This is a genomic window from Marinobacter mobilis (assembly GCF_900106945.1).
Taxonomy (GTDB): domain Bacteria; phylum Pseudomonadota; class Gammaproteobacteria; order Pseudomonadales; family Oleiphilaceae; genus Marinobacter; species Marinobacter mobilis.
Genome location: NZ_FNNE01000005.1, coordinates 147,208 through 160,725, shown reverse-complemented (window position 1 = coordinate 160,725; position 13,518 = coordinate 147,208). Strand labels below are relative to the sequence as shown.

At 59.1% G+C, this 13,518-nt stretch carries 12 protein-coding genes and 1 tRNA gene; 9 read left to right on the top strand and 4 right to left on the bottom strand.

All coding sequences use genetic code 11. The features are described from left to right. The first annotated feature begins 2 nt into the window (after positions 1-2). Positions 3-824 (top strand): alpha/beta hydrolase, encoded by an 822-nt coding sequence (locus tag BLV11_RS09380; protein WP_091812892.1) that lies wholly within the window; start codon positions 3-5, stop codon positions 822-824. Between the two features lie 205 nt (positions 825-1,029). Continuing rightward, positions 1,030-1,506, top strand: coding sequence for a hypothetical protein (locus BLV11_RS09375; RefSeq protein WP_091812889.1), 477 nt, complete (start codon positions 1,030-1,032; stop codon positions 1,504-1,506). A 201-nt stretch (positions 1,507-1,707) separates the two neighbouring features. On the opposite strand, the gene BLV11_RS09370 is transcribed toward BLV11_RS09375, so the two are convergent. Together BLV11_RS09370 and BLV11_RS09365 are read right to left on the bottom strand one after the other, a co-directional pair. Then, positions 1,708-1,784, bottom strand: a tRNA-Arg gene (locus tag BLV11_RS09370). An 83-nt stretch (positions 1,785-1,867) separates the two neighbouring features. Beyond that, positions 1,868-2,410, bottom strand: a complete 543-nt coding sequence (locus tag BLV11_RS09365) for a YaeQ family protein (RefSeq protein WP_091812887.1) — start codon at positions 2,408-2,410, stop codon at positions 1,868-1,870. Positions 2,411-2,506: 96 nt separating this feature from the next. Between BLV11_RS09365 and pepQ the strand changes: the two genes are divergently transcribed. The 4 genes from pepQ (at position 2,507) to BLV11_RS09345 (ending at position 6,190) form a co-directional block, all read left to right on the top strand. Next, entirely contained in the window at positions 2,507-3,802 is a 1,296-nt protein-coding gene (gene pepQ, locus BLV11_RS09360; protein WP_091812885.1) for a Xaa-Pro dipeptidase, read from the top strand. A gap of 118 nt (positions 3,803-3,920) precedes the next feature. After that, complete coding sequence (locus BLV11_RS09355) at positions 3,921-4,127, top strand: bacterioferritin-associated ferredoxin (RefSeq protein ID WP_091812883.1); 207 nt, start codon at positions 3,921-3,923, stop codon at positions 4,125-4,127. A gap of 82 nt (positions 4,128-4,209) precedes the next feature. Beyond that, positions 4,210-4,686, top strand: coding sequence for a bacterioferritin (bfr, locus tag BLV11_RS09350; RefSeq protein WP_091812881.1), 477 nt, complete (start codon positions 4,210-4,212; stop codon positions 4,684-4,686). A 151-nt stretch (positions 4,687-4,837) separates the two neighbouring features. Then, positions 4,838-6,190 (top strand): phosphohexomutase domain-containing protein, encoded by a 1,353-nt coding sequence (locus BLV11_RS09345; RefSeq protein WP_091812878.1) that lies wholly within the window; start codon positions 4,838-4,840, stop codon positions 6,188-6,190. A gap of 15 nt (positions 6,191-6,205) precedes the next feature. Here the strand turns inward: BLV11_RS09345 and BLV11_RS09340 are convergent, their stop codons facing one another. Further along, positions 6,206-6,550 carry a hypothetical protein gene (locus BLV11_RS09340; RefSeq protein WP_091812876.1) on the bottom strand — a complete coding sequence of 115 codons (345 nt, stop codon included), beginning with the start codon at positions 6,548-6,550 and terminating at the stop codon, positions 6,206-6,208. A 100-nt stretch (positions 6,551-6,650) separates the two neighbouring features. Here BLV11_RS09340 and BLV11_RS09335 point away from each other — a divergent pair, with 100 nt between their 5' ends. Further along, positions 6,651-7,067, top strand: a complete 417-nt coding sequence (locus tag BLV11_RS09335; RefSeq protein ID WP_091812874.1) for a c-type cytochrome — start codon at positions 6,651-6,653, stop codon at positions 7,065-7,067. 89 nt (positions 7,068-7,156) lie between these two features. Here BLV11_RS09335 and rep read toward each other — a convergent pair whose 3' ends face one another. Then, a complete protein-coding gene (rep, locus tag BLV11_RS09330) occupies positions 7,157-9,175 on the bottom strand; it encodes a DNA helicase Rep (protein ID WP_091812872.1) in 2,019 nt (672 codons plus the stop codon). A 129-nt stretch (positions 9,176-9,304) separates the two neighbouring features. Between rep and BLV11_RS09325 the strand changes: the two genes are divergently transcribed. Further along, a complete protein-coding gene (locus BLV11_RS09325) occupies positions 9,305-11,038 on the top strand; it encodes an EAL domain-containing protein (RefSeq protein ID WP_091812870.1) in 1,734 nt (577 codons plus the stop codon). Positions 11,039-11,145: 107 nt separating this feature from the next. Next, positions 11,146-13,476: a Tex family protein gene (locus BLV11_RS09320; protein WP_091812868.1), complete on the top strand. Its 2,331-nt coding sequence runs from the start codon at positions 11,146-11,148 to the stop codon at positions 13,474-13,476. The last annotated feature ends 42 nt before the right edge of the window (positions 13,477-13,518 follow it).

The following is a 13,518-nucleotide window of genomic DNA, read 5'->3' as shown; positions in this document are numbered from 1 at the left end:
ACATGTTGGATAACCGTAAAGCGCCGGTGCTGCTGATCCACGGTATGTGGAGCGATGCTGAAACGCTCAGTGACGTGCGTGACGCCTACCAGGCGCAGGGCTATGACGTGGAAGCGCTGACGCTGCCGTTCCACCGCCCCAGAGCGAGCCACACAAAGGAAAGCCGGGCCAGCCTGGCGCAGACCCGGCTGCAGGACTACGTCGAGTTTGTGGTTGATCGCGTCAAGCGTTTGGACCGCCCCCCGATTCTGGTGGGGCACTCTATGGGGGGGCTGCTGGCTCAGCTGACCGCTGCCAGGGTGCCCTGTGAGCGACTGATACTGCTGTCTTCTGCTGCGCCGGCAGGCATCAATGGCCTGGGGCTGTCGGTGTTCCGAACCCTGGGTAGCAACCTGCTGCGTTTCCCCTTGTGGAAACAGACCACCGAGCTGAAGCTTGCCAATGTGCAGTACGGCATTGCCAACGCTCAGAGCGAAGCGAAACAGCGTGAAGTCTATGAGCACTGTGGCTACGAATCCGGCATGGTGACCTTCCAGATGAGCGTGGCGGCCTTTACCAAAAGCGTGTTTGCCCATGTTGAACCGGAGAGGATTACCTGTCCGGTGCTGATTATCGGTGGCACTGAAGACCGCATCACCCCGATCCGTACCCAGCGGCGTATCGCCCAGCGTTACGCCGGACATTGCCAGCTGGTGGAAATTCCGGGCTGTTGTCACTGGACGATAGGCGGTCGTTTCTTTGGTGAGATACGTGCTGCCATGTTCAACTGGCTGGAACAGGGGCAGCCTGTTGAGATCAACGAGGGCGAGCTGGTGCCTGGCTGAGTTTTTCAACCAAACGGTGCTGTTATCCTGAGCACCAATGAAAAAGCCCACTTTATGTGGGCTTTTTTTATTTCGGTGTGACCGTGGTTCAGCACCAGGCTCGCTTTAAGTCAGGCGTGCATAAAGCCTGTGTTGTTGTCCGGAAGCAGGGGGCTGCTATACATGGTGTGTACAGGTTTCATTTTTGAGGTAGGAGGAAGACTCAATGAAACGCTGGATCGCGGTCCTTCTGATCGCCCTATCTTCAGGAACGGCTTCTGCGTCCCCGTTGCCGGAATGGAATAATGGCGGGGTACGAATGGACTTATCGGATGATCCTGATTGGGCGTATGCATTGGCTGAAATCAAATACCTGCATGACGGCTCCAAGGCGGTGGTGTTTGTCCTCATGCCTTCCGCAGCGCAGCAGGAATGCAGGCTGGGCTATTCCAGCTATTATCGCCGTGTGACGTTCTCCGTGAATGGTGAGGCAATACGGGGCGGGGTCAGATGCTCGTCGTCCAATGGCAGCAAGGAGACCCATTATGTGTTCTGGGCGCTTTCGAGGCAGGGCGTTGCGTTTATTGTCAGTGCGTTGAAAGCGAGCATGAGCATCACGGTTAATCACCCCCTTCTCACGTTTGAGTTGTCTGCTATGGGTTTTACCAATGCGTGGGACCGCTTGGGGGGTGATGATTTCTGAGGTGAGAGCTGCAGCCAAGGGGACGGGAAGGATTGACTCCAGATCGCCTTGGGGCGATCTTCGGGGCTTCGCCCCGTCGTCGCAGGCTCCGACGTCCAAATTGCTGGCGCAATTTGTCGAACCGGAGGTTCTCATCAAAGCCCTCCGGCAAACCAAAATTCCACAAAAAAGCCCACGCGAGGTGGGCTTTTTTGTGGAATATGGCCCGCCCGAGAGGATTCGAACCTCTGACCTCTGCCTCCGGAGGGCAGCGCTCTATCCAGCTGAGCTACGGGCGGAATGAAAAGTAACGCGATACGTTAATTTTCGAGGCCGCAATGTTACGTGCGAAGCCATGTTATGTCTAGCCCCTGTTGTGGTTTTAACGCAGGGGCATGGGCTCTGGAGTGATCTCAAGGTGGTGTTCGCCATCGCTGATGCCAACGCTGCCGTCCTGGATAGTAATCTGCAGGTGCATGGAGCGGTTGGCGAGCTTCGTCAGTTCGGTGCTGTCGTCCTGGGGCAGGTTGATCACGGTGAGGTTGTCGAAGCGGGTGAACTTGTTGCGGTGCTTGTCCCACCAGATCGGCACGGCACGTCCTCCGTAGGTGTAAAGGATGGCTTGTTGGGCCCGGTTGCAGGCTTTGCGTACGCGGCTTTCGTCGGGCAGGCCGAGGTCAATCCACAATTCGATCTCGTCGCTGAGGCTTTTCTGCCACAGGTCAGGTTCGTCGTCGGTGCTGATGCCCTTGGTGAATTCCAGGGTGTCGCTGGCGTTCAGGGCGAAGGCGACCAGTCGCAGCATCATGCGTTCCTCGGTTTCTGACGGATGCAAGGCCAGAGTGAGATGGTGATCCGCGTAATAGGAACGGTCCATATCGGCGATGCTGAGGACGGCTTTGTAGATGGTGGACTTGAGCGCCATTGGGGTTTCCGTGTGGGTTGCTGTGGTACTTGTGATGAGGCTTCTTAAGTTTACACTGATTGTTCAGTCTGTTGCGGGAAATATGGAGTGGTAGTCATGGTCAACGATGACCTTCTGGATCAATTGCAGTGTGGCCACCTGGCGGAATTGCAGGCGCGTTATGAATCGGTGCTGGCGTCGCACGGCTATGACGCGGTGCTGATCAGTTCCGGCGCGGCGCCCCTGCGGTTTGCCGACGATCAGGGTTATCACTTCCAGGGTTATGGTCCGTTTGTACACTGGACCGGTCTGGTGGGTGCCGAGCATGCCTGGTTGTTGATCCGGCCGGAGCGCAAACCGTTGTTGCAGCTCCATACCCCGGTGGATTTCTGGCATGCCACGGCGGAGTTGCCGCAGGCGGCATGGGTGACGGCGGTGGAGCTCGCGGGTTCAGCTGATGGGGTGCCTCCACTGACCGCCGGGTGCGGGCGGCTGGCGGTGTTGGGGGATCCGGCCCTGTTGCAGGCGGTTGCGGGGGATCATAACCCTCCGGCCCTGGTGGCAGACATCGAGGCGACCCGGGTGCACAAGACCGATTACGAAATTGCTTGCCTGGCTGAAGCCAACGCCCGGGCAGCACCGGGGCACCGGGCGGCACGTCAGGTCTTCCTGGCCGGGGGCAGTGAGTTTGCGATCGGTCTGGCCTATCAGCAGGCCACCGGCCAGCGCGAGGTTGAGGCGCCTTATCACAGTATCATCGGGCTCAACGATCATGCCGGCATTCTTCACTATCAATTCTATGACCAGGTATCACCGGAGTTGCCCCGCAGTCTTCTGATTGATGCCGGTTACCGCTTTCGTGGTTACTGTTCCGATATCACCCGTACCTGGGCGGGTCCCCAGCAGGGGCCGTTCCAGGCCCTGATCGTGGCGCTGGAGGCCTTGCAGAAACGGTTGTGCCAGGCGGTCGCGCCCGGGGTGGATTTTGTGGCGCTGCATCGCAAGACGCATCTGGGGCTGGCGGCGCTGCTGGACTCGGCGGGACTGGTGCAGGGACTGGATGACGAGGCTATGGTTGCGGCAGGCATCACCCGGGCCTTTTTCCCTCACGGCCTTGGTCACCTGTTGGGCGTTCAGGTCCACGATGTGGGGGGGAAACCGGTACCGCCGCCAGTGGACGCACCCTTCCTGCGTATGACGCGAACTCTGGAAGCCGGCATGGTGGTGACGATTGAGCCGGGGTTGTACTTTATTCCGTCACTGCTGGCACCGCTGTTGACCGGTCCGCTGTCGGCGCATATGAACCGGAGGCTGCTGGATGCGTTGATGCCCTGCGGCGGTATTCGTATCGAAGACAACGTGTTGGTGACCGCCGATGGCCCCCGCAATCTCACCCGGGAACAGCTGCCTTAGGCGGTTCTCCCGGTCCGGGTGGCAGGCTTGAATGATTTTTGTCCCATAAAGGCCTTGATTTTCGATATGCAAATAACAATAATTATCACTAAGTTTACTGATGTAAGAGATCCGCCCTATGTACGTATGCCTTTGCCATGGTGTGACTGACCGCGATATCCGTGCCGCCGCTGAAAGTGGCATCAGTTCCATGCGCCAGCTGGGCAAGGAGCTGGGAGTAGGGCGCCAGTGCGGTCGTTGTGCTACGTATGCCCGGGAGATTCTCCGCGAAGTGAATGCCACCGACTATCTGACCCTGGCCAATCTGCTGGCCCAGCCCGCCTGATAAAAATCCTGCCTGCGCTTTTTCCCCGTCACCGTTTCGGTCTATCCTTAATTCTCAACGCCCTGAGAGAGGAGACCCCGAAATGAAAGGTGATAAGAAGGTCATCCAGTACCTGAACAAAGTCCTGACCAACGAGTTGACGGCCATCAACCAGTACTACCTCCACGCGAAGATGTACAAGGACTGGGGCATCAGCAAGCTGGCGGCGAAGGAATACGAAGAATCCATCGATGAAATGAAGCACGCAGACGTGCTGATTGAGCGGATTCTGTTTCTCGAAGGCATTCCCAACCTGCAGGATCTCAACAAACTGCTGGTCGGCGAAAATGTGGAAGAAATGATCTCCTGCGATCTCAAGCTGGAGATGATGGCCCACCAGGATCTCCAGGAAGCCATCATGTATTGCGAAGAAGTAAAGGATTACACCAGTCGCCAGTTGTTCCGCAGCATCCTCGACAGTGAGGAAGAGCATATTGATTGGCTGGAAACCCAGATGGAGCTGATCAACCAGATGGGCATCCAGAACTACGTCCAGTTGCAGTCTGGCGCCGCCGACTGATCCTGTCTCCGGGGAGGGGGCCGGCCGGCTCTCCCTCCTTTCCCGCGCTGCTACCTGAAGTTGTCACCATTTATCGCTAGAATGGGACCCCATACTTTTCTTCTTGGCTCATTGCCTACCGGATTCTGATCAGACTGGAGATTCTCCCGATATGGATTTGTCCTGTTTTAAAGCCTATGACCTGCGTGGCCGCGTGCCGGAACAGCTCAACCCTGAATTGGCCGAGCGGATTGGCCGGGCCTATGTCGCTGTCACCGGCGCCCGCAAGGTGGTGGTTGGTTACGACATTCGTCTGTCGAGCCCGGAAATTTCTGAAGCCCTGAGCGCCGGGCTGATGGCGGCGGGCGCGGACGTCTTCGATATCGGCTTGTGCGGGACGGAACAGGTTTATTTCGCCACCAGTCATTTCGCGATGGACGGTGGCATCATGGTGACGGCCAGTCATAACCCGAAAGATCACAACGGCATGAAGATGGTGGGGCCGGAATCCCGTCCGATCAGCTCCGACAATGGCCTGAACGACATCCGTGACCGCGTGCTGGAGCCGTTCGAGGATGCTGCTACGCCCGGTCAGAGGGAGACACTGGCCACCCTGGATGCCTATATCGAGCATCTGCTGGGTTACGTTGACCGTCAGACGCTCACGCCGCTGAAGCTGGTCGTGAACGCCGGCAATGGCGGTGCCGGGCTGGTGGTCGATGCGCTGGAGCCGCAGTTGCCGTTCGAGTTCATCAAGATTCATCACACTCCCGATGGCAGCTTCCCCAACGGGGTGCCCAATCCGATCCTCGAAGAGAATCGTGCAGCTACTGCGGATGCCGTCATCAAGCATGGCGCCGCCATGGGCATTGCCTGGGACGGCGATTACGACCGCTGTTTCTTCTTTGATGAAAAGGGCCGCTTTATCGAAGGCTATTATGTGGTGGGGCTGCTGGCGGATCAGTTCCTGCGCAAGGCCGGTGGCGGCAAGGTCATTCACGACCCCCGCCTGACCTGGAATACCCATGATCTGGTCGCGGCCGCCGGTGGCGAGGCTGTTGAGAGCAAGACCGGGCATGCCTTCATCAAGCAGCGGATGCGCGACGAGGATGCCATCTACGGTGGCGAGATGAGTGCGCACCATTATTTTCGTGATTTTGCCTACTGCGACAGCGGCATGATTCCGTGGCTGCTGGTGGCCGAGCGTCTGTGCCAGTCTGGCCACAGCCTGTCGTCGCTGATTGATGCCCGTATCGAGGCGTACCCGGCCAGTGGCGAAATCAACCGGACCATTGCCAATCCCCCGCAAGTGATTGCCGCAATCGAGGAACAGTACGGTGCCAGTGCCAAGGCGGTCAGTCATGTCGATGGGCTCAGTGTTGAGTTTGACGACTGGCGCTTCAACCTGCGCATGTCGAACACCGAGCCGGTCGTGCGGCTGAATGTCGAATCCCGCGGTGACCGCGGGCTGATGGAGGCCCGGACCGCTGAGCTGCTGGCGGCGATGGAGCAGCTCAACGGCTGAACATCGGAGGCGCCGTCAGCTCCCCAGGCCGCTCCAGGTATTGACGATGCCATAACCCCAGACCCCGAGCAGGGTCAGTGCCAGCAGGGCGAAGATCACCCGGTGGCGCCCCTGGCGTTCGGGGCTGGCGGCGGCTACCCAGCGCAGGTACATCAACCCGATAAAACTGATGAACACGGCCAGACTGGCCAGGGCCGGGATCACCAGCCAGGCCGGATTCAGTGGCTCGGCATCGGTATTGCTGCGGCCCAGCAGGGCCATGGAACCCACCAGGATTGCCAGGGCAATGAACTCTGTGGCCAGCAGTGGCTTTCGCCACGGGTGGCTGTTTTGAGTGGGTTGGGGTGGGGTAAATGACATCGGAGACTCCCTGTTTTGATTTGGGTTGGTTTTTTTGGTCGGCTGCAGCCGCTATAATGCGCGCAGATTATAAAATGCTCTAATGCGAGGTGCATTGAAGATGAAGAGAGTCCTGGCTGTTGTACTGGTCGGTTTCGGCATGTTCGCCGGTTCTGCGCTGGCCAATGTTGAAGATGAAATTCGTGCTCGGATTGCGCCGGTCGGCGAAGTCTGCCTGCAGGGTGATGATTCCTGCGGCGCAGCTGCAGCACCTGCTGCGGCAGCCAGCTCCGGTCCCCGTTCTGGTGAGGACGTCTACAACGGCGTTTGTGCCGCCTGTCACGGCATGGGTATCGCCGGCGCGCCGAAAGTAGGCGATGCCGCTGCCTGGGCGCCGCGTATCGATCAGGGTATGGAAACTCTGCTCAGCCACGCGCTGGGCGGCTTCAATGCCATGCCGGCCAAGGGTGGCTGTGCCAGCTGCCCGGACGAGGAAATCGAGTCCGCGGTAGAGTACATGGTTGAGCAGAGCAAGTAACGCCTGCCATCTGAGTACTGCACAAACCTACAAAAAGGGGTCAGAACGAATGTTCTGACCCCTTTTTGTTTTGGCTCCCAGCTCTGTTTTCAGACTCCCAGATCCCCAAGCAGAGCGCTGAGGGTGGCCTTGCCTTTCTTCTGGTTGGCTTCAACATCCAGGTCGCCCTGGCCCACCCAGATGAGGTCGTCCTCCGGCAGTTCGTCGAGGAAACGGCTGGGGATGGTTTCGATTTTTTCGCCGTACTGTTTACGCTGGGCGGCGTAGGTCAGGCTCAGGGTTTCCCGGGCGCGGGTGATGCCGACGTACATCAACCGCCGCTCTTCCTCGATATTGCCTTCCTCGATGCTGGTGCGGTGGGGCAGAATTTCCTCTTCCAGGCCCATGATGAACACATGGGGGAATTCCAGTCCCTTGGAGGCGTGGAGGGTCAGCAACTGGACCTTGTCGCTGTCGTCCTCCTCTTCCCGCTGCTCCATCATGTCCCGCAGAATCAGCTTGCTGATGGCATCCTCAATGCCGATTTCGTCGGCAGTGCCCTTGCCATCGTCGAGCATGCGCTGGATCGAATCCACCAGGTACCAGATGTTCTCCATCCGCCGTTCCGCCTGCTTCGGCGTGCCGGAATGCTGGTGCAGCCATTCTTCGTACTCGATATCGGTGAACAGCTGCTTGATCACCGGAATCGGGTCTTCCTCGTGCAGACGGCGACAGGTGCCGTCAACCCAGTGGGCAAAGCGCCGGAGCCGGTCCAGGCCTTTTTCGGTGACATGGGACTCCGCGCCCAGATCGCTCACCGCTCGGAACATGCTGGCGTTGCGGGCACGGGCATAATGGCCGAGCTGTTCCAGGGTGCGCGGGCCGATTTCCCTGCGGGGCACATTGACCACCCGCAGGAAGGCGGCGTCGTCATTCGGGTTGATCAGCAGGCGCAGGTAGGACATGGCGTCCTTGATCTCGTTCTTCGAGAAGAACGACTGACCGCCGGAGAGGCGGTAGGGAATCTGGTAGGCCTGCAGCTTCATTTCCAGCAGACGGGCCTGGTGGTTACCGCGGTAAAGTACGGCAAAGTCGCGGAACTCCAGCCCCTGCTTGAGCTTCTGGTCGATGATCTCGGTGGCCACCCGCTCACATTCGGCGTCTTCGTTGCGGCAGCGGATGACCCGGATTTCGTCGCCAATGGTATGCTCACTCCACAGGGCTTTCTCGAATACGTGGGGATTGTTGGCGATCACCGTGTTGGCGCAACGAAGAATGCGGCTGGTTGAACGGTAGTTCTGCTCCAGCTTGGTGATTTTCAGGCTGGGAAAATCTTCCTTCAGCTGGGCCAGGTTTTCCGGTCGCGCGCCTCGCCAGGCATAGATGGACTGATCGTCGTCGCCGACCACGGTAAACGCGGCCCGCTCGGCCACCAGCAGTTTAACCAGTTCGTACTGACACACGTTGGTGTCCTGGTACTCGTCCACCAACAGGTAGCGGATTTTCCGCCGCCACTTGGTGAGGATGTCCGGGTGGTCACGGAACAGTTGCACCGGTAGCAGGATCAGATCGTCAAAGTCGACCGCATTGTAGGCCTTGAGGTACTCGTTGTACTTGCCATAGATAATGGCGATGCGCTGTTCCCGTTCATCGGCGGCACGGCTCAATGCTTCGCCGGGACTGCGCATGGCGTTCTTCCAGTTGGAAATGGTCATCTGGATATCAGACAGTTCGTCGCCGGCATCGGCGCCCGCGTCGGACAGCATCAGATCCTGAAGCAGGGCCTTGGCATCTTCGGCGTCGAACAGGGAAAAACCGGGGTGGTAGCCGAGGTGGGCATGCTCTTCCCGGATCATGTTCAGACCGAGGTTGTGGAAGGTGGACACGGTCAGTCCACGGGCCAGTTTGCGGTCCACCAGGCGGGAAACCCGTTCCTTCATCTCGCGCGCGGCCTTGTTGGTGAACGTCAGAGCCGCTATGTTCCGACCCGGAATGCCCACCTGTTCAATCAGATAGGCCATCTTGCGAGTAATGACACTGGTTTTGCCACTACCGGCACCGGCGAGTACCAGCAAGGGGCCATCGACGTAATGAACGGCTTCGCGTTGACGGGGATTGAGGTTGGACACGGATAACCTGCCAGGGAGAATCGGGAGTCGGCTATTTTACACTACCCGAAGGCGCTGTACCTTGTTGTGCAATCGACTATCCTAGTTGGAGTGGAGAGGAGAAATGCCCTTCGGAATGGAAAATCCATTATGAATCCAGCGTCTGCGTCCGCTGCAGAAAAAATTCGTGTTTTGGTGCTGAGTCCCGAGTATGCCGACTTTCTGTGGTATTGCGGGATTCTGGGTGCCGATCAGGGAATGAACGTCGATGCCACCTGGTGCCCTGATCTGGTCGATTGCGACGATCTGCTCAGCAACGCCCATTTTGATCTGCTGCTTTGGGACTGTGTCTTCCACGGTGGGTCGGAGTCAGATTTCCTGCGTTATCTGGCGGTGTCCGGTCGTGACTGCCCGGTGCTGGCAGTCAGCTCGGAGCCTGCCGACTGCCGCGCCCCGGCGTTGATGGAACTGGGCGCAGCGGATTATCTCTGCAAGGCCCAGCTGGATCGCTGGTCGTTATGCCGGGCGGTGCGCTGTCTGTGGTATCGCCAGCAACTGGGCGAGGTGGAACAGGTGCACCTGCGACGCGAGGTAGCCAGTGGGTTCATCAACCGCGATCTGTTTTTCGACCGTCTGCAGCAGGCTCTGTTACGGGCGGAACGGGGTAAGCACCGGCTGGCGCTGTTGCACGTCAATCTCGATGATTTCCGGACCATCAACGAATCGGTCGGTTACCAGAAAGGGGATCAACTGATCCTCAAGCTGGCAGAACGGCTTCGGGAACGGCTGCGGCGGGTCGATTCGCTGATGCGCATCGGTGGCGACGAGTTCGCCATCATCGTTGAGAAGGTTGAGGACTCCCTCGACGTCACCCAGATCATCCGCAAGGTCGTCAGCGCTCTGGATGAGCCGGTCACTGTCTCTGGCGAGCGGGTGGCGATCAGTGCCAGTGTCGGTGTGGCCACTTACCCGGAAGCCGGCGATACTCCGGAGAACCTGCTGCGCCGTGCCAACCGGGCGATGTTTGAGGCCAAACGCGACCCTGGCACCAGCTACCGCTTCTACGACCAGCACCTGCACATCAGTGCCGGCTACCAGTTGCGTCTTGAAGCCGACCTTCGCAATGCGTTGCGGGGGCAGGAGCTGGAACTGTACTACCAGCCCCGTATTGATCTGGCCACGGGTGAAGTGAGGGGGGTTGAGTGTCTTATTCGCTGGAATCACCCGGAGCGTGGTCTGGTCAATCCCGATGATTTCATTCCAGCCGCCGAGCGCAGCGGGCTGATCGTGCCGATTGGTTACTGGGTTATTGAGCAGGCCTGTAAACGGTTGCAGGAAGCCGCCGAGCTGGGCTATCCGGGGTTGGTGTTCGCGGTCAACCTGTCGTTCCGCCAGTTCCACGACCGCAAAATGACCGAAACCATCTTCCGCATCATTTATAACGCCAATGTCGATACCAGCCTGCTGGAGCTTGAACTGACCGAAAGTGCGATGATGCACGACCTCAATTACGCCCGTCGCTGCCTGCGGGAGCTGAATCAGTTGGGGGTAAGCTTCGCGCTGGATGACTTCGGCACGGGCTTCTCGTCGCTGAGCAACCTGCAGAACCTGCCCATCTCCCTGCTCAAAATCGACAAGTCCTTCGTTCAGGAACTCGGCGAGAGTGGCGATGCCGAGCACATCATCCGTGCGATTATCAGCCTTGCCCATAGCCTGCAGATCAGCGTCGTTGCCGAAGGTGTGGAAACCGAAGGTCAACTGGAGTTCCTGCGTCAGGAACACTGCGACGAGATTCAAGGCTACTATTTTGCCCGCCCCATGTGCTGGACTGACCTGCTCAGTTTCCTTGAAAACCAGAGCCAGGCGGCTTGCCTGGAACAATAACGCACTGTACCTTTTGCGCTTTGGTTTCTATCAACCCGTATCGGAACGCCGCTGAATTGCCTTAACCGGCCCTGCGGCGTTCAGTGCGCAAGAGCAGCAGAGGTGGCATGAACAGTATTTCCAGGCGCATCGCCGATGAACTCGGAGTCCGTGAGCAACAGGTCGACGCAACGGTCGCATTGTTGGATGAAGGTGCAACCGTTCCCTTTATCGCCCGCTACCGGAAGGAAGTGACCGGCTCGCTGGATGATGGCCAGCTGCGAACCCTGGAAGAACGGCTGCGCTACCTGCGTGAGCTTGAAGAGCGTCGTACGGCGATCCTCAAGAGTATTGATGAGCAGGGTAAACTCAGCGACGAGCTGAAGGCTGCCATTGACGGTGCCGATACCAAAAACCGCCTTGAAGATCTCTACCTGCCCTACAAGCCAAAGCGCCGGACCAAGGCCCAGATTGCCCGCGAAGCGGGGCTCGAGCCACTCGCCGATGCGCTCTACGATGATCCGACCCAGGATCCGGAAAGCCTCGCTGCCGGCTACCTGAATGCCGAGGCCGGCGTGGCGGATACCAAGGCGGCACTCGATGGCGCCCGCTACATCCTGATGGAGCGTTTTGCCGAGGATGCCGAATTGCTGGGCCAGCTGCGAGAATTTATCTGGCGCGAAGGCAAACTCAAGGTGTCGGTGGTCGAAGGCAAGGAAAACGAAGGTGCCAAGTTCCGCGACTACTTCGATCACATTGAGCCGCTGAACAAAGTACCGTCTCACCGTGCGCTGGCCATTCTTCGCGGCCGTAATGAAGGGATCCTGACCTACAGCCTTGTGGTCGGTGACGGCGAAGACGATCGTCGCCAGCCCCATCCCGCCGAGCAGCGCATTGCCGCGCGCTGGAATATCCGTGATCAGGAACGTGCCGCTGACAAGTGGCTGTCTGATGTGGTGCGCTGGACCTGGCGGGTAAAACTGTCAACACAGATCGAAACCGATCTCATGGCGCAGGTGCGTGAAGCTGCAGAGTCTGAGGCCATCAATGTGTTTGCCGCCAACCTCAAGGATCTGCTGTTGTTGGCACCGGCCGGCCCCCGCGCGACTCTGGGTCTTGACCCCGGCCTGCGTACCGGTGTCAAGGTGGCGGTTATTGACGGCACAGGTGGCGTGCTTGGCCACGGAGCAATCTTTCCCCATGCGCCGAAGAACCAGTGGGATCGTTCCATTGAACAGCTGGCGGCCTGGTGCCGGGAGTACCGGATCGAGCTGGTGGCCATCGGCAACGGCACCGCTTCACGGGAAACCGAGAAGCTGGTGGTGGATCTGATCAAGCGCTACCCCGAACTCAATCTGGCGCGGATTGTGGTCAATGAATCCGGCGCCTCGATCTACTCAGCGTCCGAATTTGCGGCCCGCGAATTGCCGGATCTGGACGTCACCATCCGGGGTGCGGTGTCTATTGCCCGCCGCCTCCAGGACCCGCTGGCGGAGCTGGTGAAAATTGAACCCAAATCCATTGGCGTCGGCCAGTATCAGCACGACGTGTCCCAGGTGCAGCTGGCCCGCAGTCTGGATGCGGTGGTGGAAGACTGTGTAAACGGCGTGGGGGTGGACCTCAACACAGCTTCGGTGCCGCTGCTGGCACGGGTCTCCGGCCTCAGCCAGTCGATTGCCCAGAATATCGTGGATTTCCGTAGCCGGAATGGCGTCTTCCGCAACCGCAAACAGTTGCTGGAAGTGTCCCGTCTGGGGGGGCGGACCTTTGAGCAGGCCGCGGGCTTCCTGCGGATTGCCAGCGGCGACAACCCGCTGGATCGCTCATCCGTGCATCCGGAAGCTTACGGTGTGGTGGAGGCCATTGCCGCCAAGAGCGGTCGTGATGTTGCCGGCATCGTTGGTGATGCGTCTTTCCTGCGCAGTCTCAACCCGCAGGACTATGTCACCGAGCAGTTCGGCCTGCCTACGGTGAAGGACATCATCGCAGAACTTGAAAAGCCCGGCCGGGATCCACGTCCGGAATTTCGCTTCGCTACCTTTGAGGAAGGGGTGGAAACCCTCAACGACCTCAAAGATGGCATGGTGCTGGAAGGCACGGTGACCAACGTGACCAATTTCGGCGCGTTTGTGGATATCGGTGTGCATCAGGACGGCTTGGTGCACATTTCTGCGTTGTCCCACGAATTCGTCAAGGATCCGCGGGAAGTGGTGAAGGCCGGCGACATCGTCAAGGTCAAGGTGATGGAAGTCGACATTCCCCGTAAGCGCATTGCCCTGTCCATGAGAATGGATGACCAGCCCGGGGAAAAGGCCAAGGCCGACAATCGCGGTGGTGGACGTGCTGCTCCGCGCAGTAATCAGCGCCAGGGCCGGTCGGGCCAGCAGCCGGCGCCGCAGGGAGCCATGGCGGGGGCGTTGGCTCAGGCTCTGGCCTCGGCTCGCAAGGGCGGCCGCTAACCGGCTATTAACCAATCTCAGCCGAGGAGCCGGTGTCATCCG